The sequence below is a fragment of the uncultured Ligilactobacillus sp. genome (assembly GCF_948826705.1).
Taxonomy (GTDB): domain Bacteria; phylum Bacillota; class Bacilli; order Lactobacillales; family Lactobacillaceae; genus Ligilactobacillus.
Map to the genome: position 1 here is coordinate 1 of NZ_CAQLEL010000001.1, position 22,996 is coordinate 22,996.

General features: G+C 39.5%; 24 protein-coding genes and 1 pseudogene. 8 read left to right on the forward strand and 17 right to left on the reverse strand.

Annotation, left to right across the window (positions count from 1 at the left end; all coding sequences use genetic code 11):
• A partial coding sequence (locus Q9Q35_RS00005; RefSeq protein WP_370648862.1) for an AAA family ATPase occupies nucleotides 1-284 on the reverse strand: 284 nt, incomplete at its 3' end.
• Between the two features lie 162 nt (nucleotides 285-446).
• Between Q9Q35_RS00005 and Q9Q35_RS00010 the strand changes: the two genes are divergently transcribed.
• Entirely contained in the window at nucleotides 447-614 is a 168-nt protein-coding gene (locus tag Q9Q35_RS00010; protein WP_304651579.1) for a hypothetical protein, read from the forward strand.
• Nucleotides 615-748: 134 nt separating this feature from the next.
• Nucleotides 749-2,140: an APC family permease gene (locus Q9Q35_RS00015; RefSeq protein WP_304651580.1), complete on the forward strand. Its 1,392-nt coding sequence runs from the start codon at nucleotides 749-751 to the stop codon at nucleotides 2,138-2,140.
• 68 nt (nucleotides 2,141-2,208) lie between these two features.
• Here the strand turns inward: Q9Q35_RS00015 and Q9Q35_RS00020 are convergent, their stop codons facing one another.
• Together Q9Q35_RS00020 and Q9Q35_RS00025 are read right to left on the reverse strand one after the other, a co-directional pair.
• Nucleotides 2,209-3,384 carry a cation:proton antiporter gene (locus Q9Q35_RS00020; protein WP_304651581.1) on the reverse strand — a complete coding sequence of 392 codons (1,176 nt, stop codon included), beginning with the start codon at nucleotides 3,382-3,384 and terminating at the stop codon, nucleotides 2,209-2,211.
• A 180-nt stretch (nucleotides 3,385-3,564) separates the two neighbouring features.
• The gene (locus tag Q9Q35_RS00025; protein ID WP_304651582.1) at nucleotides 3,565-5,184 is read right to left on the reverse strand and encodes a peptide ABC transporter substrate-binding protein; all 1,620 of its coding nucleotides are present in this window, start codon (nucleotides 5,182-5,184) and stop codon (nucleotides 3,565-3,567) included.
• A 175-nt stretch (nucleotides 5,185-5,359) separates the two neighbouring features.
• On the opposite strand from Q9Q35_RS00025, the gene Q9Q35_RS00030 reads away from it, so the two are divergent.
• A complete protein-coding gene (locus tag Q9Q35_RS00030) occupies nucleotides 5,360-7,771 on the forward strand; it encodes a Xaa-Pro dipeptidyl-peptidase (RefSeq protein ID WP_304651583.1) in 2,412 nt (803 codons plus the stop codon).
• 91 nt (nucleotides 7,772-7,862) lie between these two features.
• On the opposite strand, the gene bsh is transcribed toward Q9Q35_RS00030, so the two are convergent.
• Both bsh and Q9Q35_RS00040 read right to left on the reverse strand, forming a co-directional pair.
• Complete coding sequence (bsh, locus tag Q9Q35_RS00035; protein ID WP_304651584.1) at nucleotides 7,863-8,840, reverse strand: choloylglycine hydrolase; 978 nt, start codon at nucleotides 8,838-8,840, stop codon at nucleotides 7,863-7,865.
• A 2-nt stretch (nucleotides 8,841-8,842) separates the two neighbouring features.
• The gene (locus tag Q9Q35_RS00040) at nucleotides 8,843-9,358 is read right to left on the reverse strand and encodes a hypothetical protein (protein WP_304651585.1); all 516 of its coding nucleotides are present in this window, start codon (nucleotides 9,356-9,358) and stop codon (nucleotides 8,843-8,845) included.
• Between the two features lie 540 nt (nucleotides 9,359-9,898).
• Between Q9Q35_RS00040 and Q9Q35_RS00045 the strand changes: the two genes are divergently transcribed.
• Nucleotides 9,899-10,174 (forward strand): hypothetical protein, encoded by a 276-nt coding sequence (locus tag Q9Q35_RS00045; protein ID WP_304651586.1) that lies wholly within the window; start codon nucleotides 9,899-9,901, stop codon nucleotides 10,172-10,174.
• 12 nt (nucleotides 10,175-10,186) lie between these two features.
• Nucleotides 10,187-11,353: pseudogene (locus Q9Q35_RS00050) on the forward strand (helix-turn-helix domain-containing protein); the annotation flags it as partial.
• Nucleotides 11,354-11,409: 56 nt separating this feature from the next.
• Here the strand turns inward: Q9Q35_RS00050 and Q9Q35_RS00055 are convergent.
• The 12 genes from Q9Q35_RS00055 to Q9Q35_RS00110 all read right to left on the reverse strand — a co-directional run bounded on the left by Q9Q35_RS00055 (nucleotide 11,410) and on the right by Q9Q35_RS00110 (nucleotide 20,035).
• A complete protein-coding gene (locus Q9Q35_RS00055) occupies nucleotides 11,410-12,126 on the reverse strand; it encodes a GntR family transcriptional regulator (RefSeq protein ID WP_304651587.1) in 717 nt (238 codons plus the stop codon).
• A gap of 125 nt (nucleotides 12,127-12,251) precedes the next feature.
• Complete coding sequence (locus Q9Q35_RS00060; protein ID WP_304651588.1) at nucleotides 12,252-12,647, reverse strand: CrcB family protein; 396 nt, start codon at nucleotides 12,645-12,647, stop codon at nucleotides 12,252-12,254.
• Nucleotides 12,648-12,666: 19 nt separating this feature from the next.
• Nucleotides 12,667-13,050: a fluoride efflux transporter CrcB gene (crcB, locus tag Q9Q35_RS00065; protein WP_004050860.1), complete on the reverse strand. Its 384-nt coding sequence runs from the start codon at nucleotides 13,048-13,050 to the stop codon at nucleotides 12,667-12,669.
• A 20-nt stretch (nucleotides 13,051-13,070) separates the two neighbouring features.
• On the reverse strand, nucleotides 13,071-13,916 hold the full coding sequence (locus Q9Q35_RS00070; protein WP_304651589.1) for an urease accessory protein UreD: 846 nt from the start codon (nucleotides 13,914-13,916) through the stop codon (nucleotides 13,071-13,073).
• Nucleotides 13,917-13,926: 10 nt separating this feature from the next.
• Nucleotides 13,927-14,556 carry an urease accessory protein UreG gene (gene ureG, locus Q9Q35_RS00075; protein WP_304651590.1) on the reverse strand — a complete coding sequence of 210 codons (630 nt, stop codon included), beginning with the start codon at nucleotides 14,554-14,556 and terminating at the stop codon, nucleotides 13,927-13,929.
• A gap of 12 nt (nucleotides 14,557-14,568) precedes the next feature.
• Nucleotides 14,569-15,282 carry an urease accessory protein UreF gene (locus tag Q9Q35_RS00080; protein ID WP_304651591.1) on the reverse strand — a complete coding sequence of 238 codons (714 nt, stop codon included), beginning with the start codon at nucleotides 15,280-15,282 and terminating at the stop codon, nucleotides 14,569-14,571.
• Nucleotides 15,272-15,727, reverse strand: a complete 456-nt coding sequence (locus Q9Q35_RS00085) for an urease accessory protein UreE (RefSeq protein WP_056959286.1) — start codon at nucleotides 15,725-15,727, stop codon at nucleotides 15,272-15,274. The genes Q9Q35_RS00080 and Q9Q35_RS00085 overlap by 11 nt, the downstream gene beginning before the upstream one ends.
• 102 nt (nucleotides 15,728-15,829) lie before the next feature.
• A complete protein-coding gene (gene ureC, locus Q9Q35_RS00090) occupies nucleotides 15,830-17,551 on the reverse strand; it encodes an urease subunit alpha (RefSeq protein ID WP_304651592.1) in 1,722 nt (573 codons plus the stop codon).
• Between the two features lie 16 nt (nucleotides 17,552-17,567).
• The gene (locus Q9Q35_RS00095) at nucleotides 17,568-17,912 is read right to left on the reverse strand and encodes an urease subunit beta (protein ID WP_304651593.1); all 345 of its coding nucleotides are present in this window, start codon (nucleotides 17,910-17,912) and stop codon (nucleotides 17,568-17,570) included.
• Nucleotides 17,913-17,932: 20 nt separating this feature from the next.
• Nucleotides 17,933-18,235 carry an urease subunit gamma gene (locus Q9Q35_RS00100; RefSeq protein ID WP_004050870.1) on the reverse strand — a complete coding sequence of 101 codons (303 nt, stop codon included), beginning with the start codon at nucleotides 18,233-18,235 and terminating at the stop codon, nucleotides 17,933-17,935.
• 26 nt (nucleotides 18,236-18,261) lie between these two features.
• A complete protein-coding gene (locus Q9Q35_RS00105) occupies nucleotides 18,262-18,780 on the reverse strand; it encodes an AmiS/UreI family transporter (protein ID WP_304651594.1) in 519 nt (172 codons plus the stop codon).
• 46 nt (nucleotides 18,781-18,826) lie between these two features.
• Complete coding sequence (locus tag Q9Q35_RS00110) at nucleotides 18,827-20,035, reverse strand: ammonium transporter (protein WP_304651595.1); 1,209 nt, start codon at nucleotides 20,033-20,035, stop codon at nucleotides 18,827-18,829.
• A 373-nt stretch (nucleotides 20,036-20,408) separates the two neighbouring features.
• Between Q9Q35_RS00110 and cbiM the strand changes: the two genes are divergently transcribed.
• Genes cbiM through Q9Q35_RS00125 form a run of 3 tightly spaced genes read left to right on the forward strand, consistent with a single transcriptional unit; the run spans nucleotide 20,409 to nucleotide 22,960 of the window.
• Complete coding sequence (gene cbiM, locus Q9Q35_RS00115; RefSeq protein ID WP_304651596.1) at nucleotides 20,409-21,428, forward strand: cobalt transporter CbiM; 1,020 nt, start codon at nucleotides 20,409-20,411, stop codon at nucleotides 21,426-21,428.
• Nucleotides 21,418-22,215, forward strand: a complete 798-nt coding sequence (locus tag Q9Q35_RS00120; protein WP_304651597.1) for a CbiQ family ECF transporter T component — start codon at nucleotides 21,418-21,420, stop codon at nucleotides 22,213-22,215. Before cbiM ends, Q9Q35_RS00120 begins: the two co-directional genes overlap by 11 nt.
• A 19-nt stretch (nucleotides 22,216-22,234) precedes the next feature.
• Nucleotides 22,235-22,960, forward strand: coding sequence for an energy-coupling factor ABC transporter ATP-binding protein (locus Q9Q35_RS00125; protein ID WP_304651598.1), 726 nt, complete (start codon nucleotides 22,235-22,237; stop codon nucleotides 22,958-22,960).
• Nucleotides 22,961-22,996 lie beyond the last annotated feature (36 nt).

A 22,996-nucleotide genomic window follows, 5' to 3' on the forward strand; every position in this document is an offset into this window, starting at 1 on the left:
ACTGCCCGCTTATCTTGTTTTAAAGCACGCTTAAGGCCTTCAAATGAAGAACCGTAATAATTATCATCGTAGGTAACGTACTCCAAATAGTGCTTGTCAAAGAAAGTTTCCTTCGTTTCAAAATAATAATCGCTACCATCTTGCTCACCGTGGCGCTTTGGACGCGTTGTGTGAGTCACTACTTTAGTAAATCCTAAATTCTCGGTCAAATACTCTTGGACCGTCGTCTTGCCACTACCAGGAGCGCCACAAATGATAAATAAATTTCCGTCTAATATTTCCAAAAAAATCACCTATTACTCTATCTTAAATTAAACTCGATCCTTTTTTCTTGCAAAAAAAAGGTATTCATTATAAAATTGTAAGCGTTGACAGATGTTGCATCTATTTTTTTAGATACAACATTGCTGTCAACTTTATTCTATACTTAATGGAGGGGTATTACTATGGAATTTGGCGAATTTTCAAAAGCAAACTACTCGATTTCTCTGGATACGAAAAGCCAACTTTTCAGTGCCCGCTCAAATGATGATCCTAAATTTGAAGCAACGGGCGTGACGATTCAAGATGCACTCTCTGAATTGGCGAAGTTAGACGCTAAGATCCGCTTATAATCGTAGTTAATTAGAATATTCAACCTTGAGGCCACAATTTGATCGTGGCCTCTTTTTATTGAAAATTAATTGACATTTAATAATACAACCCTTATCATAAAGTAATTAATATTATACAAAGAGGTATCTTATCTATGAGTATTAAGGAACGCGTCTTCAAGAAAGAAAGTTTAGATCGTTATTTATCTGAAGACCGCAAGTTTAACAAAACGCTTAGTGCTAAAGATCTTATCTCAATGGGGATCGGAGCCGTGATCGGTACAGGGATCTTCATCTTGCCTGGGACTGTTGCAGCCCTTCACAGTGGGCCAGCGATCACTCTCTCCTTTGTGATCGCAGCGCTCGTTTGTTCAACAGCTGCAATGTGTTACGCTGAATTTTCTTCTGCTTTACCGATCGCCGGCAGCGCCTATTCATTTGGCAATGTCGTCTTCGGTGAGATCGTCGGTTGGTTTTTAGGCTGGGCTTTGATCTTAGAGTATATGCTGTCTGTTGCTGCGGTCTCGACCGGGTTTTCCGCCTATTTCAATTCTCTATTAGCTGGCTTTGGGATCCACTTGCCTAAAGCGATCACTGGGCCCTTTGATCCAGCCAATGGAACTTTTATCAATCTCCCAGCTGTTTTGATCGTTTTATTTATTGCCTACGTGCTATCACGTGGCTTACGGACTTCAATGACGATCAATTCGATCGTAGTTATCATCAAGATCGCGATCATTATTTTGTTCTTATTGGTTGGGATATTTTATGTCAAGCCAGCTAACTGGGATCCATTTATGCCTTTTGGTACTAAAGGTATCCTAGTCGGCGCTGCTCAAGTCTTTTTTGCTTATCTTGGCTTTGATGTGGTCGCTTCTTCAGCGGCTGAAGTTAAAGAGCCTTCTAAAAATATGCCCCGTGGGATCATTGGAACGTTGGCGATCTGTACATTACTTTACATCTTAGTTTCGATCGTCTTGACTGGAATGATCTCTTACACTAAGTTAAATGTCGCTGATCCAGTTTCCTTTGCGCTTTATGCTGTTAAACAAAATTGGGTCGCAGGGATCATCTCAGTCAGCGCCCTAGCTGGAATGTTCACGATGATGGTAACGATGGTCTACAGTTCTTCGCGTTTGATCTACTCGATCGGGCGTGATGGCCTATTGCCTAAGTTCTTAGGGCAGATCAATGAAAAGACTAAAACACCAGAAAAAAGCATGCTCATTGTAACACTCATCATTGCTTTGACTGGTGGATTTTTCTCCCTTAATCAATTGACAAACTTAGTCAATATCGGGACTTTATTAGCATTTATGTTCGTCTCACTTGGGGTCTTACCATTGCGTAAACGAAAAGATATTCCAAATAAAGATGGTTTCAAAGTACCATTTTACCCTGTCTTGCCGATCATCTCAGCTATCTTATGTGCTGTGATGTTAGCGCAACTCTCTTTAGAAACTTGGACTGCTGCGTTTATCTGGTTTGCGATCGGAATGGTCATCTACTTTAGCTACGGTATCAAACACAGTAAGATCAATGAATAAGAACAATTTAGCGCTATATGAATAGCAAGAGACCCACTACGATAATGGTTGTAGTGGGTCCTCTTTTATTATCCCTTAGTTGTTTTCTTTTGGCGCATGATCGCCTGTTTTAACATGAATGGTGCAATGATCGTTGTCAAAATGATTACGATGATCACACCTGAATAGTATTGACTCGTCAAAAGTTTGGCGCTGTAACCTACTTGAGCAATGATCAATGCCATTTCACCTCGTGAGACCATCCCGGCTCCAATGATATCAGCTGAATGCCAATCCATTCCCAAAGCTTTGGCCCCAGCACCACAACCGATCCATTTGGTCACCAAAGCTAAGATCGTCAATGGAATGATAAATACGAGATCCGATAAGAAACCATCAAAGGTCATATGCAACCCGATACTTACGAAAAACACCGGAATAAACACAGCATAGCCGATCGGTTCTACACTTTCTTCGACTTCACGCTTGTAACTAGTTTGAGCTACTGCGACCCCAGCGAAAAATGAACCAACAACACCACTTAGACCAACTAATTCAGCCAAGTAAGCCATCCCTAAACAGATCACTAATGACATCAAGATGACCGAAGCGGAAACTGACATCTTTTCACCGATCTGCATCAAAGTTGGGGTCACCCACTTGAAGACCACATAGATCCCTACAAAATACAAGACTTGTAAAGCGATCCCTAAAGCTAAGTTAGACTGAACATGACCACCGCTACTCTTAGCCACATCACTGAAGATGCTGACCAAAACACTTAAAATGATAACAGCTAAAATATCGTCGATCACGGCAGCCCCTAAGATCGTTGTCCCTTCCTTTGAGTCAAGCCGACGTAATTCTTTAAGTACTTCAACGGAGATACTGACTGAAGTTGCCGCAAATGTGACCCCTAAAAAGATCGCTTGTTCATTGTTAAAATCAAAAAAGCGTCCTAAAACATAGACAAAAGCTACTGGAACCACGATCCCGCAGACAGCAACCGACATCGAGGGTTTAAAATATTTTTTAAGTAGGCCAAGATCGCTTTCCAAACCTGCCATAAACATCAACAAAATAACGCCGATCTCAGAAAAAGTATGCACAAAATCATTTTCAACGACCCAGCCTAAAACAGCTGGACCTAAGATGATACCAACTAATAATTGCCCAATTACGGCCGGCATACCGATCCGACGACTAAAATGCCCAGCTAAAGCCGTTGCCAACAATACCAGGCACAGGATTCCTAAATGTTCCATTATTATTTTCCCTTCTTCTCTTAAATCTACTAATAGTTACAGGCATATCATATTCAATAAAGTTAATTATAACTAAAACTTAACCTTCTATCTACTAAAATACTTATACAACAATTAGAAAAAGAACCGACATGATTATTACATCGGCTCTTTTTTCAAATTATTAAATTTGCCTAAACACTATTTGAGTTCAACATCTCGATACAATAGCACTGTCCCATATGGGGAAATGTTCAAGCCCTTGACCCGTGAGTTTAAGAGGTAGGTCATAGCACCTTGATAAACAGGTGCAGTGTAGGTGTCATCTTTGATCAAATGCTTTTCAGCATCGATCAAAACTTCCCAACGTTTGGCCGGTCGACTTGCATATTCGCCAGTTGCTTGATCAAGATCATTCCAGAATTCTTGATTTTGATAATCAGTATTCAAGTGATATTGACCACCATCGCTGATAAAGTTGACTGGATCCGCATAGTCAGGTTGCCATGTTCCATAAACCACATCGTAATTGTAAGCCGTTGTGGCTGCTAAACGCGATTTAAGTGGAATTGCACGTAAGTTGACCTTTAAGCCTGGTAAGTTTTGCTCCAATTGACTTTGGAGATAATTTCCGACTTGCTTAGCTTCATTTGTGTCCGAAGTCAAAACTTCTAGCGTCAATTCATTTTGACCCAATTCTTTTTTAGCTTGTTCCCATTCACTTTGAGCAGCTTTCTTATCATATGGCAATAAATCTCCAGCTTGTTTGCGGTATTCTTTACCCGTTTCAGAGTTATATGCAAAATCAGCTGGTACTATCCCATTTAATGGGGTGCCCGCATTCAAGACATTTTTCACCAATAACTTCTTATCAAATCCTTGAGCGATCGCCTTTCGTGCATGCACATTACCTGTGATATCTCGTTTCGTGTTGAAGCCTAAATAACCGATCAACGGGATCTTCTTAGAATGATAACCCGGGTTATTAGCATATTGTTTAGCAAATTCATTACCTAAGATCGTGTAATCTAATTTATTTGTTTGGAATAATTTCCCTGCAGTTGACGTATCTTTGACCACTTGGATGTCAGCACGTTTCAATTTTACATTCTTTTTATCCCAATAATTATTGTTTTTTACATAGCTCCAAGTATCATTGGTCCCTTTCCAACCACTGACAACAAATGGTCCATTATAGACAGTTTGGGCAGAAGTTGTTCCATATTTATCACCGTATTTAGCAACAACTTTTTCATTTTTAGGGAAGAATGGTGCACCTGTCAAAAGCTCATCTAAATAGCTGATCGGTGCTTCAAGTTCAACTTGTAAAGTTTGATCATCTAAAGCTTTGACGCCTAATTGATCTGGTTGCATTTCACCTTTGCGGATCGCTTGAGCATTCTTGATCGGATCTAACCGTTGTGAGTTCGGTGAAGCTGTCGCAGGAGCGATCAAATTTTGCCAAGCATAAACATAATCTTTTGCCGTTACAGGATCACCATTTGACCACTTAGCATTCTTACGCAACTTAAATGTATACACGTCTTTTGCATCATTATGTGAAACGCTTTGAGCACCAGCCAAGACTGGCTTACCCTTGCTATCAAAGCGATATAAGCCTTCAAAAGCATTATCCATCGCTTCTAAACTGATCATATCACTATATTTAGCTGTATTTAAAGTTGCCATTTGATCACTGACAGCAGCTTTCATGGCTTGTGGATCTGAACTACTTTTACTATTATTACTGTTACTGCAACCGGCCAAGATCCCGCCAGCTAATAAGATCCCTACAAATGCCATGAGATTTCGTTTCTTCATCTCAAATTCATCCTCCCTATCTAAAGTATCTAACAATATAATTTTGCACTATTTAATTATATTTGGCAATAATTTTTACTTACAAATAGGAAATGTTTTTTCGAGTATCACCACTAGTATTTCTATGAGTAAACGACTATAATTGACACATCAACTCTACAAGGGGGCTTTTAGCATGAAGATCAACCAATTTGCTCATCTAGCTGCCGATGCAAAAACTAAAGCACGTGAACTCAATCAGATCGGCTTTCTAAACTGCGATATGCAACATAACGATGATTTAAATCATATCTGGATCCAATTTATCCTTGCTTGTTTGCCACATTTAAAGACACCAGCTGCAAAGAAAGCGTACTTGAGCGATCTTTTGGCTACACCAACGCTTGATATCGTCGAATTTAAACAAAGCCAAACGGTCGACTTAAAAACTTTTTATTTGGTAGCACTGCAATTGCTTGATTTTGAAGCTGATACTGACTTTGATATCAACGATCCGCTTGGTTCAATGGATAAACTCGGACTTTACCATGCACAACAGCTTAACGATCGCACCGACCTGATCAATGCGTTATATGATCTGCTCTGCACCCATACTAAACACGGGCAGACTCTACTTGATCGCTTGGCTGCATTGGGCTATTTCACAAAGTTCTATGATCTACCTGCGATCAAAAAGCCATTGTTCTTTAACGGCAAGACTCAACCGATCTTTGATACGAATAAGCTGATCCGTGAGGTCGTTTATGTCGAAACCGACCTTGATACTGATCACGATGGTAAATTAGATCTGTTAAAAGTTGAGATCATTCGACCTAAAGATACGGAGCACGGTCTCAAAGTGCCTGTTTTATATACAGCCAGCCCCTACAATCAGGGTACTAATGATGTTTTAGGCGAAAAAATGTTGCATCCAGCCACAGAGAAATTAACACATAAAACGCCGACTACGACTAGCTATGCTGATATAAAATTCGAAGCAAAAACACCTAACTTACCAGCTAAGCGTGAAGTTGCCGGACGTTCAACACGAGCTGAAGAGACTTTTGACCGTGAATTGAGCTACACTCTAAACGACTACTTTTTGGCGCGTGGTTTTGGAGTCGTCTATGCCGCAGGGATCGGAACACGCGATTCAGAAGGTTTTCGTACTTGTGGCTCGCAAGAAGAAACTAGCTCAACGACTGCGATCATCGAGTGGTTGACCGGAAAACGCCGGGCCTTCACTAATCGCAGTGAAAATATCGAGATCAAGGCCTGGTGGTGCAATAAAAAAGTTGCAATGACCGGAAAATCCTATCTTGGAACTTTAGCCACTGCAGCTGCAACTACTGGGATCGAAGGCTTAGAAACGATCATTTCAGAAGCAGCGATCTCCAGTTGGTATGATTATTATCGTGATGGTGGGCTAGTTGTTTCACCCGATGGCTATGTTGGCGAAGATGCCGATGTCTTAGCCCAAGAATGCTTTAGTCGGCGCAAAGATCTGGCGCAATACAAAAAAATCGCTTCCAAATGGCAAATACAATTGGACTCGATCACTGCCGGCCAAGATCGCCAAACCGGAAATTATAATCGTTTTTGGGATGAACGTAACTATCTAAACAACGTCGCTAACATCAAATGCGATGTTGTCTTAGTACATGGTTTGAATGACTGGAACGTTAAACCACGTAATGTCTTCAATCTCTATCAAGCCCTCCAAGATCTGCCGATCAAAACCAAATTGATCTTACATCAAGGACAACATATTTATATCAATAATTTTCAGTCACTTGATTTTACCGATATGATGAATCTTTGGTTGTCACATAAACTCTATGGAATCGATAATCAAGCTACAACTGTTTTGCCTGATGTTTTGATCCAAGATAATGTTGAGCCTAATACTTGGAAAACTTATCCGACTTGGCAAGCGATGACTACAACTAAACTTTGGCTGACACAAGCTGGTCAACTAGCTGATACCCAAAAAACAGGGACTCTAGCCTTTAACGATCAACTAACACCTAAGGCTTTCGCTAACTATCAAGCTGATCTTGACCTTTGGAAAAATGATCTCGTTAGTTCTGAAGCTTCACCCCTTGAGAAAGCTCGCTTAAAATTTCAAACAGCTCCCCTCAAGCAGCCATTGATCATCAGCGGTGCGCCTAAACTCAATATGAAAGTGGCTTGCTCCACTGATCACGGTCTACTCAGTTTCATGCTCGTTGATCTTGGTAAAGCTAAACGCTTGAATGAGAGCCCTACTGTACTTGAGCCTAAGGGGATCTTGGCTGGCTATAATTGGCGTGAAAATGATCTTGTTGAATTTACGCTAGGAAAAGATACTCCCTTTAAACTCATCAGTAAAGGACATATCAACTTACAAAATCGCACAAAACTTTGGCGAAATGATGAGCTTTTAGCTGATAAATTCTATCAACTTGAAGTAACACTACAGCCAACACACTATCAGTTACCTACTGGTCGGCGCCTAGGCCTTATCGTCTATGCTACCGATATGTTTGGTACGCTACGGGGAAACGAAGATATCAGTTATACCTTAGACCTAGCAAAATGTTATCTAGATCTTCCTAAAGACAACTAAAAAGAGGCTGTGACATAAGTAAAAGACATCTTCAAATTTTGAAGATGTCTTTCTTTACCCTGAAAATACTAGTTTTTGTCACAGCCTCTTTTTAGTTAGCGTAATTGAAATGTTGTGTTTGGCTCAAAGGATAAAGGGAGAAACGATCACTTTCTAGATCAGCTTTATGCATATCTAAAGCCGTGATCTGACTATCTTCGTACGTCTTATAATATAAGACCCCTTTATCTTTGTTATAACAAGCAGAATAGATCGTATATTCATACTTTCCTTCACCTACTTCACAACAGCCTCGTTGTTGTTCGATCGCACTTAAAATATGGAATCCTTGACTGACACTTGAACTTTCATCTACCTCACAAACTGAATGTGCTTTAACAAAAGCAGCTTTGACAAAACGCGAGCTCGAAGTCAGATCGCCTGGAAGACCTAAAGTTCCCATCCCACGACTGTATGCTGGTAGATCAACAGTTGGATCAAAAGTATTCTCAGGTGTTTTAGCTGATAGACCTCGATATTTATTCAAATTAAAGAGTTGTTTATCAAACGTTGGATTATTGGTCATCACCCCAACTGGATCATCATATACTTTCATACCATCAGCCAAAGTCTCGACCACGATCGTATTGTCTTCACTGTCACTGATGATCCAATGCAATGGAGCTAAGGGTAGTTCAGCACTAAAAGCTTCATTGACTAAATTGATCTTAGTCAACATTTGCTTAGCTTCGGCCACATTTTTACATTGTCCTAAAATATATGGGATAAATTCAAACGGAGTCACATTATCCATATCAGGATCAAAATCATAAAAAACTGCATTGCCTTCAAAGTTCAAACCAGCCATAGCTAAGCCATACTCATTGACGGCATCATAAAGAAGTGGCGTATTGTCAAAAACTGAAGTCAATCCGACCATTGCATAATGTTTGCTCAAAGCCGGTAATTTTCGCAATTCAAAAACATAATTACGTGGAACAATAACAGCTTTTTCACCATAAGAGAGCTCATAGTCAAAATTTCTCCCAAAATAATGATCCTTTGTTTTAAATGATACTGCAGTACACATATCTATCTCGCTTCTTTCTGTAATGTAGTCAGAGTTTTTTCGATCCAACAAATGATATTTTGGACACCTTGATTATCTTTTAGATCAGTCATCAAGATCGTCGTTTGTCGCTGTTTAGCTACTATTTCAGCCCGTAATTTAGCTAGATCAACTCCACGATATGTAGCTAGATCGATCTTATTTACTAAAAGCAAGTCAGCATTTAAAGTTGAACACAACTCACTTGCATTAGCATCGATCAAATATAACGTTGCATCCACTGAGATCAAATAGCGACTCGGTCTTTCGATCAAAGCCAAGTTAATTTTACCACTAAGACGCAATTGATCCAACTCATCTGCTAGTCCCATATTTAAGGGTGGGACGTAATTTAGATCCTTTACTGTAAAAACACCATCACTTAACGTAGCTAGCGAGTGGCACTCAATAAGCATCGCCTGGATACGTTTGATCAATAAAGTTTTACCAACACCTACTGGCCCACAAATGCCTAGTACCAAAGTTTCATTCTTAGTCATTGCTCGTCCCCACGTTAGATCACGATTTAGCCAACTATCATCGTCTTTATGAGGATATACATTGATACTTGCACCGTGCAATAACAACTAAACGTACAATAGTTAACGTAAATTATCAAATCAATCTGACACTCTCATGCCTTACAAGTAATAATCTACGCCATAATACCTCCTTAAAATATTCTTTGTTTTTATTTGATCTCAAAAAAACGTGTTTTTCCTTAAAGATCAAACATTTTCTTTACTCAAAAAATTTATATTCACTGTTCAAAGCTCTTCATTTTCTATAGTTGGTACCCCTTTTAAAATCAAATCAAGCCAAAAAAACACTAATTTATATAAATTTAAAAAATTTATTGTCTCATTATTAGTTATGAAAAAAATAACTATAAAATTATGGAACAAAATATTTTTTAACAAAAAATTATTGATCGCACGCAACTTTAAAGCAATATTGCCAAAATTACTAAAATCATTATATAATTTGATTGTTTAAATTTTTTATAATAACTTAAGGTTTATCGTTGGAGGGGATCGCCCATGCATAATGAACAACTCTTTGATCATAAGAGTCTACAGATCTATTCTTTATTACTATTGCTACATTTACATAATAATCACATCCATAAATCCGAGCTCTGTCAAGCACTCAAGATCACTTCTCCGACCTTAAGTCAGCTGACTGAGCAGATCAATGGATTTGATCCCCAGCTATTGACCGTAACACGCCATGAGATCATTTTGGATCTTCCTTATAACAGCCAAGCAGTTCAGAGTTTAAATAAACAGATCTTATCCTCATCATTACGCTTTTAACTTTTAGATCTTTATTTTAAACACTCAACGTTGACCCGTGAAGAAGCAGCACGATCCTTAAATATCAGTTTGACTTCTACCAATAAATTGATCGGCGAATGCAATGGACTTTTACGCGAATTCAACTTAGAGATCAAACAAAATATGTTACGTGGCACTGGATCACAGTTCTTTTATTTTTATTTTAATTTTTACTGGAACAATCATGCTAAAGGTACAGCTCTAAGAAAGCTCGTTATTTCTGACCATGGTTTCAAAGCATATGCCAAAGAAAAACTCGGTTCTCAGTTGAGCATCATTCAAAATGACCAGATCAGTCTCTGGCTATCTTTACTCAGTAATAAGCATGAATTGATCCAAACTTATTTTAGTAAACAAAGGGCAAGTATGCTATTTTTGGAAGTTAAAGTGACCCCACTTTATCAAGCTTTAACAAATTATTTCAAGCAAAATTGGATCTTTTTAGATCACGATCTAGTTGAGTATTACAGCTATTTGACATTTATTTTTTTAAACACCCATAACATCATCAGTTATCCGGTCACTGAGATAAATTCATTGTTTAAACATTCAAAATGTCAGCAATTACTTGAACAGATCACGACGATCTTGACAAACAGCTATAATTTCAATAATGATTTCAATGCTTTGCGGAGCAGTCTCTATTTTACGATCAATAAACTTTTATTGCTTGACGGTTACTATTACTCAAATAATATTCTTAACCTGGAAGCCAAAAAGGAAGCATCACAACCCTTTGAAGAAAAGGTTATCGCTGAGATCTTAAATATCCCGCTAGCACAAAGCTTTAAACTCGATCCTTATAAATTACAAGCGATCCGCGATAATCTTAAAATGATGATCTATCCCCATAAAAATATGAAGCGCCGTTGTATCAGTATCGGAGTCGTTTCACAGCTTCCGATCGCAACGCGCTATGCATACATCACTGAGATCCAAAATATTTTAAGTAAAGGGCACAATATCTCGGTCAATGATTATCTTGAACAAGCGCACTATGATCTGGTGATCGCTGACTTTAATCTACAAGATCTAGCTAGCTTTAAAGCACCGATCCTGTATTTAGATGACCTAGAAGTTCCAAATAATGTAAAACTGCTTGAAGATGCTGTCTCAAAGCTTGAAAGCGAAATGTATCAACCTTTACTTTTAAATTAGCAAAATGACCTCCACTAGTGTCTAAAACGACGACTATTGGGGGTCATTTTGCTAGTTCAATTTTTGCGGTCAAAGATCGTATACGCATGCTTTCCATTATAAGGATGACGACTGATCGAGTATTCAAAGGGGCGTCCATCTTGTAAGTAAACGACTTGCTCTACTTGCAAGATCGGATCAGTTTCAGTGGCTGCTAAATATTTAAGATCATTTTTTGAAGCTTTTTCGGCAGAGATCTTTCGAAAAGCGCCTCCGATCTCCAAATGAATTTCTTTAGTCAAATAAGCATAGAGTGAATCATAGAGAACTTCTTGACTTAAGTTAGGTACTAAGCTGATCGGCATAAATGTATGCTCCAAAGCATACGGTTCATTATCAACAAAACGTAAACGTAAGATCTCATAGACTGGTTCATTTTGTTTCAATTCTAAACGTTCCTTGATCTCTGGCGTAGGAAAAGTCACATCAAAAACGATCGGTTCACTTTTGACCCGCTCTGTATTGAATTGACTACTCAAGCCTCCATAATTATCTACTGGTAAGGCATCTTTTTGCGCCAGTGCATTCTTTTTTACAAAGGTCCCAGACCCTCTTTTAGAATAGATGAAGCCCTCGATCGCTAACATATCTAGAGCTTTTTTAACTGTCATCCGACTAGTTTTAAAATCACGTGCCAGTGTGTTTTGATCTGGGATCATACTACCAGCAGGATACTTTCCATCAATGATCTGCTTTTTGACCGTTTCTAGGATCTGTTTATATTTTGGCTCCATCTTATTTCCCCCGTATTTCTGTATTGTATTTACTTTAAGAATATAATAGCAATACTTTTTGTACAATGCAAAGGTAAAACTAGACTTAAAAAAATAACACCCATTAAAATGAGTGTTATCTCTGATCAACTAGCAAAATCACTAAATTTTGTTTTTAAAACTATTTTTAGACCTAAGTAAACAGCTAACAGCCCCAGCAACATATTAAGAGCAATGTATAACACCCCCACTGCCACCTGCGAAGCATCAAATAAATTGACGATCCCATCAGCAAACGAAGAAAAGGTCGTTAAACCACCACAAAATCCCGTTGAGGTCAGTTTACCAAATTCAGCTGAAAGTGTCTTTTTAAATAATCCAGCTGAGATCAACCCGATCAAAAAACAACCGCTAACGTTAACGACTAAAATAGCGAAAGCTTCTGAAACACTAGGTCCGATCAAGGTCTCACAAACATAGCGCAAGGCACCACCAAAAAAGCAACCACAGCCAACAAGCAATAATTCTGTTGATTTTTTCATTTTTCCACCTGATCCTTATCTAAAATAGCTTTCCAAGGGCTAAGCCTAAATATACACAAGCTAAGCACAACACTACACTACCACACCAATAAAGCACAGCATGCCCTGTTTTACCTTGTTTGAAGTACTTGAGATTTTCTAATGAAAAGGTCGAAAAAGTCGTTAAACCACCACAAAATCCACCTGCAAGCAATGTGTTAGCCATTTGTGAAAGTTCTCCTTTTGCCACCAAAGCAGCAAAGATCCCGATCAAAAGCGAGCCTAGTAAGTTGGCAGCCAATGTACCATAAGGAAGATAAGCCTTAGCATGATTGAACCAATCAGAGAACAAACTCCGTAGACAACCACCAAAAAAAGCACCTAGTCCAGCAGCACCAAAGCCTAACCAAAAAGTTCCTGTCACGATCATTCACTCTTTTCCAATTAATTATACGCCCGATCATTTTTCCGAAGTTTCAAAGGAGCACAGCCCTTAAATTCTTCACGATAAAATTCGATAAATTGATTTTGAATCTGACGATTGGTATAACCATCATATCCTAAGATCCGTAAGACCGCACCATTTTCTTCCAATAACGAGATCCCAAATGAAAGATCAGCTTCAGGGAGTTTGATCATCTCACGAGCCCTTTTCACAAAATCTTGGTCGATATTTTTGTCGATCAAAACAACTGAGTTAAAGTTAGTATATCCTTCAAAATAACCTAATTCGGCTAGTTCATCGACTTGAGGCGTACACAACAAGTAATCATTATACACTAATTTACCTGCAACTTTGATCCGCGTCCGCATGCCAACATCACGATACTGAAATGGCTTCTCGTCTGGTGACCACCCACTAGTCAAACCATCGGTCAAGATCAAGGAAGCATCCTCAGCTAGATCAAGGTCCATAAACTGGCGATAATAGGCATTCTTATATGGGATAACTTCATCCATGTAATACTCCAAAAAAGCACCCTGTCCGAGTTTGATCTGTGTTTCTTGACACGTTTGGCGTAAATTTTCACACTTATATACATAATTTGGTGTCTGCGTTGTCAAAACTGCATGAGCACCATCTTCAAGTGTGATCTTGACTTGGTATTGCTCACCTTCTGTGAAACCACCACCGGTAGAGATCAAGAAATAGTAAGGCAATTGGTTTTCGGTCGTCGGTATAACCGAGGAAATACGTGAATTTCCCTTATGATATAATTTCTGCGCGATCGTACGCCCATTGCGCGGTAAAAAGCGCATCTCGATCACACCATCATATTTCTTATTCATCTGTTTTCCTCTAGTTCTTGACTTCTTCTAAATCTTCTAATAGACAATTCTTTTTGATCCAAGCGATGACATCTTGTAGACCTTCATCCTTTTTCAAGTTAGTAAACAAGAATGTACCATCACTTCTAAACATTTCTGAATCGCTCTTCATTCGATCGAGATCAGCGCCGACATATTTAGCTAGATCGATCTTATTGATGATAAATAGATCAGACTTGATCATCCCTTGGCCAGCTTTACGTGGGATCTTTTCACCTTCAGCCACATCAATGATATAGATCGAAAAATCGACCAATTCTGGACTAAATGTGGCTGCTAAGTTATCACCACCACTTTCAACAAAGATGATATCTAGATCATTATCAAAGCGTTCTTCCAATTCATCGATCGCAGCCAAGTTCATTGAAGCATCTTCACGAATAGCGGTATGTGGACAACCACCGGTCTCAACACCGATGATCCGATCTTCATCTAAAACTGAATTTTTGACCATGAATTCTGCGTCTTCTTTAGTGTAGATATCATTTGTAATGACTGCCATATTGTAATCATCATGCATTGCTCGTGTTAACCGTTCGATCAACATCGTCTTACCTGAACCAACAGGGCCACCAACACCGATTCTAATTGCTTTTTTCATTTTCTGATCCCCCTAAGACATAAATAATCTTGAGCCTTGTGTTTCATGTTTGATCTGAGCTAATTCAAGTCCCGGAACATTAGCTCCTAAATACGATCCATCTAATTTTTCAACTTCTGGATAGAGTTTTCCTAAAAGTTTGATAATATTGTTCAATACCACTTGTCCATCCCGTTGTCCTAATGGAATTGCGCGAACAGCATTTTGGACCATTGTTGAACCAATACTATAACCATACATTAAAAAAGTATCCATTAATGGCATCTTTTGATAGTATGCAAAAACCGTAAAGACGATCGCTGGATTACCTGCAAGTTCACCAGTTTTGATCTTTTTTTCATAAATGTCCAATGGCTTTATCTCACCATACATTTGCTTGATCAAAGCTAGCATTTGCTTAGCGATCAATTTTTGACCATTGCGCGTTTCCAATGCCAAAGTTGAATGGGTAATAATTTCGTCATATTCCCACAATTTTTCGATCTGACCAGCTTTTAAAGCTTGCCAACATAATACAGTCAATAAACCTTCACCGTATTTAAATTGTGATTTGAAATAATTTTCAAACCATTGTTGAAATTCGGGTGTGTGCTTGATTTTGCGATCATGTAGATAGTTTTCCATCCCGAAAGAGTGGTTAAAAGTTCCGATCGGGAAAGTGGAATCACAAATTTGAAAAACCTCTAAATAATCCAAAAGTGTGCTTAATCGTGGCCTATTTTCCATTTGTCAGATCCACATAGCGCAATGGTTCAGCTAATTGCGCCTTTTCTACTGTATATTCAACTTGTTTTTGATCTAAAGTCTTAACCACAACAGGATCAAACAGCAAAGTGATCTTTCCAGCTTCGACTTGAACTGGTTTATGCAAATTACCAAGCATATGTGCGATCACACCCATTTCATCAATATCTTTAGGCGCAATTTTAATGATCTCATCTGGGATCACGCTTAAAACTAGCAAGCGACGGTGCCCTACCTTGAAGGCTGAACCATTTTCTAAACCTTCGCTATCTTCAGCTAATCGGATCCCATAATCATTACCATGATCAGAGGTCACGCGTAAAATACGCTTCATCAGATCATCGCTTTTTACCATACAAGTCTCAATGTGATATTGTTCTAGATCATTGATATCCTCAACGTTAGCAAACACTTCTGTTAAAATCATGTTAAATTCCTCCATTATTACCCAAACAAAGGTCAAGACTCATCTTGGCCTTTGTTTTAAATCATATTTAAATCTATACCGATAACTTGAAAAAACTAAATTTTAGAAGAGGTAGTAACGTTGTGCCAATGATGCAGTCTTGATAGGATCACAAGTGATCAATTCACCATCGATCGTAACATCAAAGGTATGTGGATCAACTTTGATCGTGCTTGGCACATAGTTGTTTAACTTCATATCACGTTTTGTCAAATTACGTGTATTGTGAACAGGCAAGACGATCTTATCTAAGCCCAATTCTTCTTTGATACCATGGTCATAAGCGTATTTCGAAACAAAAGTAATGTTTGTTGAACCGACAGCTTTACCAAAGGCACCATAAAGGTCACGCATCATCCGTGGTTCTGGTGTTGGCAAACTTGAGCTTGCATCACCCATAACACCGTAAGTGATCATGCCACCCTTTAAGACCATCTTTGGTTTTGTCCCAAATTTATCTGGTTCCCAAATAACTAAGTCAGCAAATTTACCAACTTCAACTGAACCGATATAATCAGCGACACCATTAACGATCGCTGGGTTGATCGTGTATTTAGCAACGTAACGTTTGATCCGATTGTTATCGTTATATTCACTATCGCCTTCAAGACTACCACGTTGAGCTTTCATCTTGTCAGCTAATTGCCAACAGCGCATAGCAACTTCACCGACACGTCCCATAGCCATCGCATCTGAAGTCATGATGCTCAAGGCACCCATATCATGTAAAACGTCTTCAGCAGCGATCGTTTGCTTTCTGACACGTGATTCAGCAAAGGCCACATCTTCTGGGACTTTAGGATCGAGGTTATGACAAACCATGACCATATCAAATAATTCATCGATCTCATTATCAGTATATGGGTTCGTTGGGTTAGTCGATGATGGCAAAACGTTCTTTTGACCAGCTACGACCATAATGTCAGGCGCATGCCCACCGCCAGCACCTTCTGTGTGGAAGGTGTGTACAGTCCGGCCTTTGAAAGCATCGATCGTATTGTCGACAAAACCGCCTTCGTTTAGTGAGTCAGTATGTACCGCAAATTGAACGTCATACTTATCAGCTGCTTTAAGTGAATTATCGATACCAGCAGCTGTTGCGCCCCAATCTTCATGTGTCTTGATCGCGCAAGCCCCTGCTTCGATTTGTTCTCCAATAGTATCCGGAACATCACCTGAACCTTTAGCCATGACACCTAAATTTACAGACATTGAATCTGTTGCTTGTAACATGCGGTGGATATGATATGCACCGGGAGCACAAGTTGCGGAGTTAGAACCATCAGCTGGGCCAGTACCACCACCAAATAAAGTTGTGATCCCATTATCTAACGCTGCATGCGTCAAACCAGGTGATAAGTAGTGAACGTGTAAGTCGATCCCACCAGCTGTGACGATCAAGCCTTCACCTGAGATCGCTTCAGTACTTGCGCCAACAACAAAGTCAATATTGTCCATATTATCTGGGTTACCACCCTTACCGATGGCTAAGATCTTACCATCTCTGATCCCAATATCAGCTTTGATGATACCGGTATAATCGATGATCGTTGCCCCAGAAATGATCGTATCAGCAACAAGTGGGTTATCCTTACGCATTTCAGTTGCGTTGACCCCCATACCATCACGTAAAACTTTACCGCCACCAAATTTGCTTTCTTGGCCATGTACTGTTAAGTCTTTTTCAACAGCTGCGTAAAGATTTGTATCACCTAAGCGTACACTGTCACCTACAGTTGGACCAAACATTTGGGAATATTGTTTTCTGTCCATTTTGAAACTCATTACTATTCCTCTTTTCTTAGCTTAACTTGTGATGTAGACCACGGTTATCGTTATCTAAGTAACCATCGACTTTATCATTGAAACCAAAGACACGACGCTTACCACCCATGTCGATCAATGATACCGTACGCTTTTCACCTGGTTCAAAACGAATAGCTGTCCCCGCTGGGATATCTAAACGTTTGCCCCAAGCTTTATCGCGATCAAATTGTAACCCACGTTCATTTGCTTCATAGAAATGGAAGTGAGAACCCACTTGAACTGCACGGTCACCGACATTTTTAACTTCCATTTTGATAGCTTCGTAGCCGTCATTACATAATACCGGTTCATCAGCTAATTTATATTCTCCTGGAACCATCTTAATTCCTCCTCACATTTTTATTGGATCGGATCGTGGATCGTTACCAATTTAGTACCATCTGTGAAAGTTGCTTCAACTTGGATCATTGGGATCATTTCAGGTACACCTTCCATGACATCTTCGCGAGTCAAAACTTGGCGTCCTTCATCCATCAATTCAGAGACTGTTTTACCAGCACGGGCTCCTTCCAAAACAAAGCTCGTGATCAAAGCCACACTTTCAGGGTGATTCAATTTGATCCCTTTGTCTTTTCTGTTTTGTGCGATCATCCCAGCCAAGCTGATGATCATTTTTTCTCGTTCACGTTCTGTTAATTGCATAACTTTACACCTCTCTTTAACGCTAACTACTTGGGCCATACGCCTGTCAGCATCATAAAGCCTGGGATCCAAGCGGTTATGATACCTTCAAGTACACCCAGCCAGCCAACGAAGCTTCCTAAATTCTTCTTTAAAACAGTTTCGATAAATCCAGTCAACCATAGGATGCCCCAAAGCCACCAGATAATACCGTACCAACTATTGCCGCCATATCCTTGGAAACACAGGAGTCCAGCGGGGATCGTATTGATCGCTACAAATAAGCTGTACCAACCATACAAACGTTGATCCAAGTCAAACATCGTATTTAGTGCCGTATATAGGTATGTAAATGCGAATAAGAGGCCTGTTGCGCTTGCATAATACCAGCTAGGAGCAGCATTTTGTGCTACCCCGATCGAAATCGCAATGATATTTAAGATCAAACCTAGACCACCAGTAAAAAGATTCATCACGACCAAAGATTTATCTTGGATCTTAGTGAGCCGATAGAGACCATTACTCATCAAAACCATTCCGACATAAAGTAAGATCACTCCTAGCATTTTTGTATTCACCTCCTTTCAATGGAAGCTACTCTAAAAATACTGCTTAGTTTTTATCGTAAGCTGTCTCTTCAAGCAACGTCTTATCCAAGCCTTCTTCGATCTGCTTTTGAGTTGGTTTGATCTCAGTAATAGCACCTAAGAGTTTTAGTAGAACATAGGTCAAAATAAAGGCATAGATAGCTGTCAATACGACACCACCGACTTGGACCATCAATTGGTGGAAACTAGCTCCAACACCATTGACTGTCTTATCGGCTAAAAGTCCGATCAAGATCGTACCAGTAAAACCACCAACACCGTGTACGCCCCAGACATCAAGGGCATCGTCCCAGCCTTTCTTTTGACGGAATCCAACAGCTAAATTACAAATGATCCCTGCAACGATACCAACAACGATCGCTGAACTAGGAGCAATATATCCTGCACAAGGAGTGATCGTTGCTAAACCAGCAACTGATCCTGTCATTACATCTACAAAATTGATCTTGCCACGTAAGATCTTAGCCATGATCAACCAAGCTATCATTCCACTTGCTAGACCGACCAATGTGTTAGTGAATGCTTTTGTTGCCAAAGCACCGGCTGATAAAGCGCCACCGGAGTTGAAACCAAACCAACCAAACCAAAGAAGGCCAGTACCGATCGCAGCTGCCATCAAGTTATTTGGATGCATCCCTTGCTTAGCTACTTTGCGTTTTCCTAAAACAAAGATACTTGCTAAAGCTGCAAAACCTGCTGTCGTATGGATAACAGTACCACCAGCAAAGTCAACAAAGCCCCATTTTGAAAGGAAACCTTCACCCCATACCCAGTGGCAAACCGGGATATAAACTAGTAATGTCCAAAAGATCAAAAGTAAAATATACCCTTTCAAGTTCAAACGTTCTGCAAATGCACCAGTCATCAAAGGTACTGTGATCACGCAAAACATCAATTGAAATAAGAAGAATAATGCAAATGGGATCGAAGCTGCATGAACTGCATTAGGTACTAATCCTACATGTGCAAGTCCAAAGTAATCAGTAAAGCGCCCGATGACCCCATGGATATCCTTCCCAAAAGCTAAACCAAAACCGCCAAACATCCAGATCAACGTCACGATCCCCATTGAAATGAATGATTCCATCATAATAAATAAGATACTGCGCTTACGAGCTAGACCACCATAAAAGAACGCCAGGCCTGGTGTCATCAAGCACACCATTGCGGTACAAAGCATCATAAATGCTGTATCGCCACTATTGATAGACATATTTACATTCCCTCCATAAAAATTGCTCAAGGATTTCTCCCTCGCCATTAAATTTACCCTTAAATCGTTTAACTATTTTGTTCAAGTTTTTATTTAAAAATAAAAAAAAGCGCTAAAAGTCATTACATCAAGGAATTATCACTTAAAAAAAATAAGCTTTTTTACTATTTCTTAGTAATTCAGCGTAAAAATAAGCATATTTCTTGCTAGATATTGGAGAAAAAAACACAAAATTATACTTTGAAGTCATACATAAAAGATTTTTTGGTATCTTTTGACACCGTATAATTAGCCTATGTTCGGAGGCTATATTTTTTCTATACATATGAGTGTCTTGAACATGGGGAAAATTTTTAGAAAAGAGGATGTAATCATGCATATTCCTGATAACTACCTGAGCCCTGCGACTTGTGGGGTCATGTTTGTAGCAGCAGCTCCAGTCGTAGCTGTTTCACTTTCAAAAACAAAACAACAATTGACCAAGAATCGTCAATTAGCTCCCATGCTTGGGATCTGTGCTTCACTTTCCTTTTTAGTGATGATGTTTAATGTTCCGATCCCTGGTGGTACGACTGCCCATGCGGTCGGAGCGACTCTGTTAGCAATTCTAGTCGGTCCATACGCCGCGTGCATCGCTGTTACCGTGGCACTTTTATTGCAGGCCTTTTTATTCGGTGATGGTGGTCTCTTAGCTTTAGGTGCTAACATCTTCAATATGGCTGTCGTTATGCCATTTGTCGGCTATGGGATCTACGCTTTCTTACGTAAACATGGGCATGAAAAATTGGGTGTCGTCTTAGGTTCATACCTTGGGATCAATGCTGCTGCTTTATTAGCGGGTATTGAACTAGGACTACAACCGATCGTTGCAACTAGTGCAAGTGGGCAACCACTATATAACCCTTATCCGATCACGATCGCAGTTCCAGCTATGTTATTTGCTCATTTACTCGTTGCTGGTGTCGTGGAAGCTTTCTTCACCTATGCGGTCTATGCCTTTGTCAAAAAAGTTGCTCCTGCTGAATTGTACACACCTAGTCGCGCAACTTCAGCCGCTGCGGCTAAAATGCCACTTGGCTTTAAATATTTTTACTACTTGATCGGAGCTATGGTCGTTTTATCTCCTTTAGGTCTACTAGCTAGTGGGACTGCTTGGGGCGAATGGGATACCAGTGAATTACTAGGTAAGATGCACAGTGAACACTTAGGCAATACTTTGCCTACTGGAATGGCACATGGAGTTGATTTTAATGCACTCTTTGGCGACTATACTGTACCTGGTACCGCTCTTTCTCTTGGGTATATTTTAAGCGCAGTCACTGCTGTCTTAGTCTTTCTATTACTTGGTAAGATCTTGATGTCTTTAGGTAAAAATAATGAACATGCGCACTAAGTCAAACTTGCCAGCTTGGCTTCAGACTAAAAATCAAACCAACTTGAATTTTGAGAAACGACACGATTTTGTTGGTGTCAACATTGCTTCGCTAAGTAAATTGTTGCACTTTTTCACCAATATCACACCCGTTTATCAAGTCAAAAGTTCACCTTGGCTACGAGTCTGCAGCTTGCTTATCACTTCACTATTGGTCTTGTTGTCACACGACCTTATCTTTCTTTGGGCTTGCCTTTTGCTCTATTTAGGACAGTTGGTATTTTTCCCGGGAAATGCGATCTTGGTGATCTTCAAAAAATACTTAAAGTTGATCATTTTCACAGCTATTTTTATCTTACCGAGTTTATTTTTGAGCCAAAAAGCTGATCTCCCACTGTTTTTCATGCGGATCAGTACTTTACTATTAGCGTTGGCATATTTTTCAGGGACAACTACTTGGCAACAATTTATCTTTGCGCTCAAGCAACTTCATTTCCCCAGTGTTTTGATCTTGACGCTTGATATCACTGTAAAATATTGCTACTTAGCTGGGATCTATCTACAAGGATCACTCTACAGCATTCGCTTTAAGACTTTAGGACAGAAAGCTTCATTTCATCTTTTAGGTAATCTGATCGGTGAACTATATCTCTCCTTAAAGAGTCGCATGAATGATCTTTATCAAGCGATGATCTTACGTGGGTATAAACTCACCAGTAAAAATCGATTTTATCCCAAGCTCACTAAAGCAGATCTGATGCCCTTAGTACAACTAGGGATCATCTGCCTACTATTTTGGTGGTTTTGATCAATAGAAAGGAACAGTCATGCTCACATTAAACAATGCATTTTATGACTATGAAGGACATCTTGCTTTAGATGATGTTTCTTTAAAGGTCCAACCAGGTGAGACTTTAGTTATCATGGGGCCTAATGGTTCAGGAAAGTCAACACTTTTAAAGATCTTGACAGGTTTTTTCCCCCTAAAAAAGGGGAGTTACAAATTCAAAGATCTGACTATCGATGCTACATTTTTAAATGATCCTAAGCAAGCCGCTAAATTGTACGAACAGATCGGATTTGTTTTCCAAGATAGCGATGTGCAACTCTTTAACATGAGTGTTCGTGAAGAGCTTGCCTTTGGACCACAACAACTCGGGTTAACACCTGAAGAAGTCAAACAACGCGTCGATGATTGCTTGAAATTACTTGCAATCGAGCGTCTTTCCGATCGTGTGCCTTACCATCTATCCGGTGGTGAGAAGAAACTCGTTGCGATCGGAAGCGTCTTAACGATGAATCCTGATGTCTTTGTCTTAGATGAGCCTTTTAACGGACTATCTCCCCATTATCGGACCTTGATCGTTGAATTATTGGCCAAATTAAAGCAAAACGGTAAAACGATCATCATGTCGAGCCATCACTTTGGGCAGATCAAAGATATTTGCGATCGAGTCGTACTTTTCTCAGAAGAGCACCAGATCCAAAAGAAAATGACAAAAGCTGAGATCTTAAATGATCCTGCCAAATTGGCACATTTGAGCGTTTTATAAAAAAGAAGCTGAAAATCACGTCTAAAACGTTGATCT

Coding starts and splice junctions, on each gene's coding strand:
- Q9Q35_RS00010 (WP_304651579.1), top strand. CDS start 447: ATGGAATTTGGCGAATTTTCAAAAGCAAACTACTCGATTTCTCTGGAT.
- Q9Q35_RS00015 (WP_304651580.1), top strand. CDS start 749: ATGAGTATTAAGGAACGCGTCTTCAAGAAAGAAAGTTTAGATCGTTAT.
- Q9Q35_RS00020 (WP_304651581.1), bottom strand. CDS start 3,384: ATGGAACATTTAGGAATCCTGTGCCTGGTATTGTTGGCAACGGCTTTA.
- Q9Q35_RS00025 (WP_304651582.1), bottom strand. CDS start 5,184: ATGAAGAAACGAAATCTCATGGCATTTGTAGGGATCTTATTAGCTGGC.
- Q9Q35_RS00030 (WP_304651583.1), top strand. CDS start 5,360: ATGAAGATCAACCAATTTGCTCATCTAGCTGCCGATGCAAAAACTAAA.
- bsh (WP_304651584.1), bottom strand. CDS start 8,840: ATGTGTACTGCAGTATCATTTAAAACAAAGGATCATTATTTTGGGAGA.
- Q9Q35_RS00040 (WP_304651585.1), bottom strand. CDS start 9,358: ATGACTAAGAATGAAACTTTGGTACTAGGCATTTGTGGGCCAGTAGGT.
- Q9Q35_RS00045 (WP_304651586.1), top strand. CDS start 9,899: ATGCATAATGAACAACTCTTTGATCATAAGAGTCTACAGATCTATTCT.
- Q9Q35_RS00055 (WP_304651587.1), bottom strand. CDS start 12,126: ATGGAGCCAAAATATAAACAGATCCTAGAAACGGTCAAAAAGCAGATC.
- Q9Q35_RS00060 (WP_304651588.1), bottom strand. CDS start 12,647: ATGAAAAAATCAACAGAATTATTGCTTGTTGGCTGTGGTTGCTTTTTT.
- Q9Q35_RS00070 (WP_304651589.1), bottom strand. CDS start 13,916: ATGAATAAGAAATATGATGGTGTGATCGAGATGCGCTTTTTACCGCGC.
- ureG (WP_304651590.1), bottom strand. CDS start 14,556: ATGAAAAAAGCAATTAGAATCGGTGTTGGTGGCCCTGTTGGTTCAGGT.
- Q9Q35_RS00080 (WP_304651591.1), bottom strand. CDS start 15,282: ATGGAAAATAGGCCACGATTAAGCACACTTTTGGATTATTTAGAGGTT.
- Q9Q35_RS00085 (WP_056959286.1), bottom strand. CDS start 15,727: ATGATTTTAACAGAAGTGTTTGCTAACGTTGAGGATATCAATGATCTA.
- ureC (WP_304651592.1), bottom strand. CDS start 17,551: ATGAGTTTCAAAATGGACAGAAAACAATATTCCCAAATGTTTGGTCCA.
- Q9Q35_RS00095 (WP_304651593.1), bottom strand. CDS start 17,912: ATGGTTCCAGGAGAATATAAATTAGCTGATGAACCGGTATTATGTAAT.
- Q9Q35_RS00100 (WP_004050870.1), bottom strand. CDS start 18,235: ATGCAATTAACAGAACGTGAACGAGAAAAAATGATCATCAGCTTGGCT.
- Q9Q35_RS00105 (WP_304651594.1), bottom strand. CDS start 18,780: ATGCTAGGAGTGATCTTACTTTATGTCGGAATGGTTTTGATGAGTAAT.
- Q9Q35_RS00110 (WP_304651595.1), bottom strand. CDS start 20,035: ATGTCTATCAATAGTGGCGATACAGCATTTATGATGCTTTGTACCGCA.
- cbiM (WP_304651596.1), top strand. CDS start 20,409: ATGCATATTCCTGATAACTACCTGAGCCCTGCGACTTGTGGGGTCATG.
- Q9Q35_RS00120 (WP_304651597.1), top strand. CDS start 21,418: ATGCGCACTAAGTCAAACTTGCCAGCTTGGCTTCAGACTAAAAATCAA.
- Q9Q35_RS00125 (WP_304651598.1), top strand. CDS start 22,235: ATGCTCACATTAAACAATGCATTTTATGACTATGAAGGACATCTTGCT.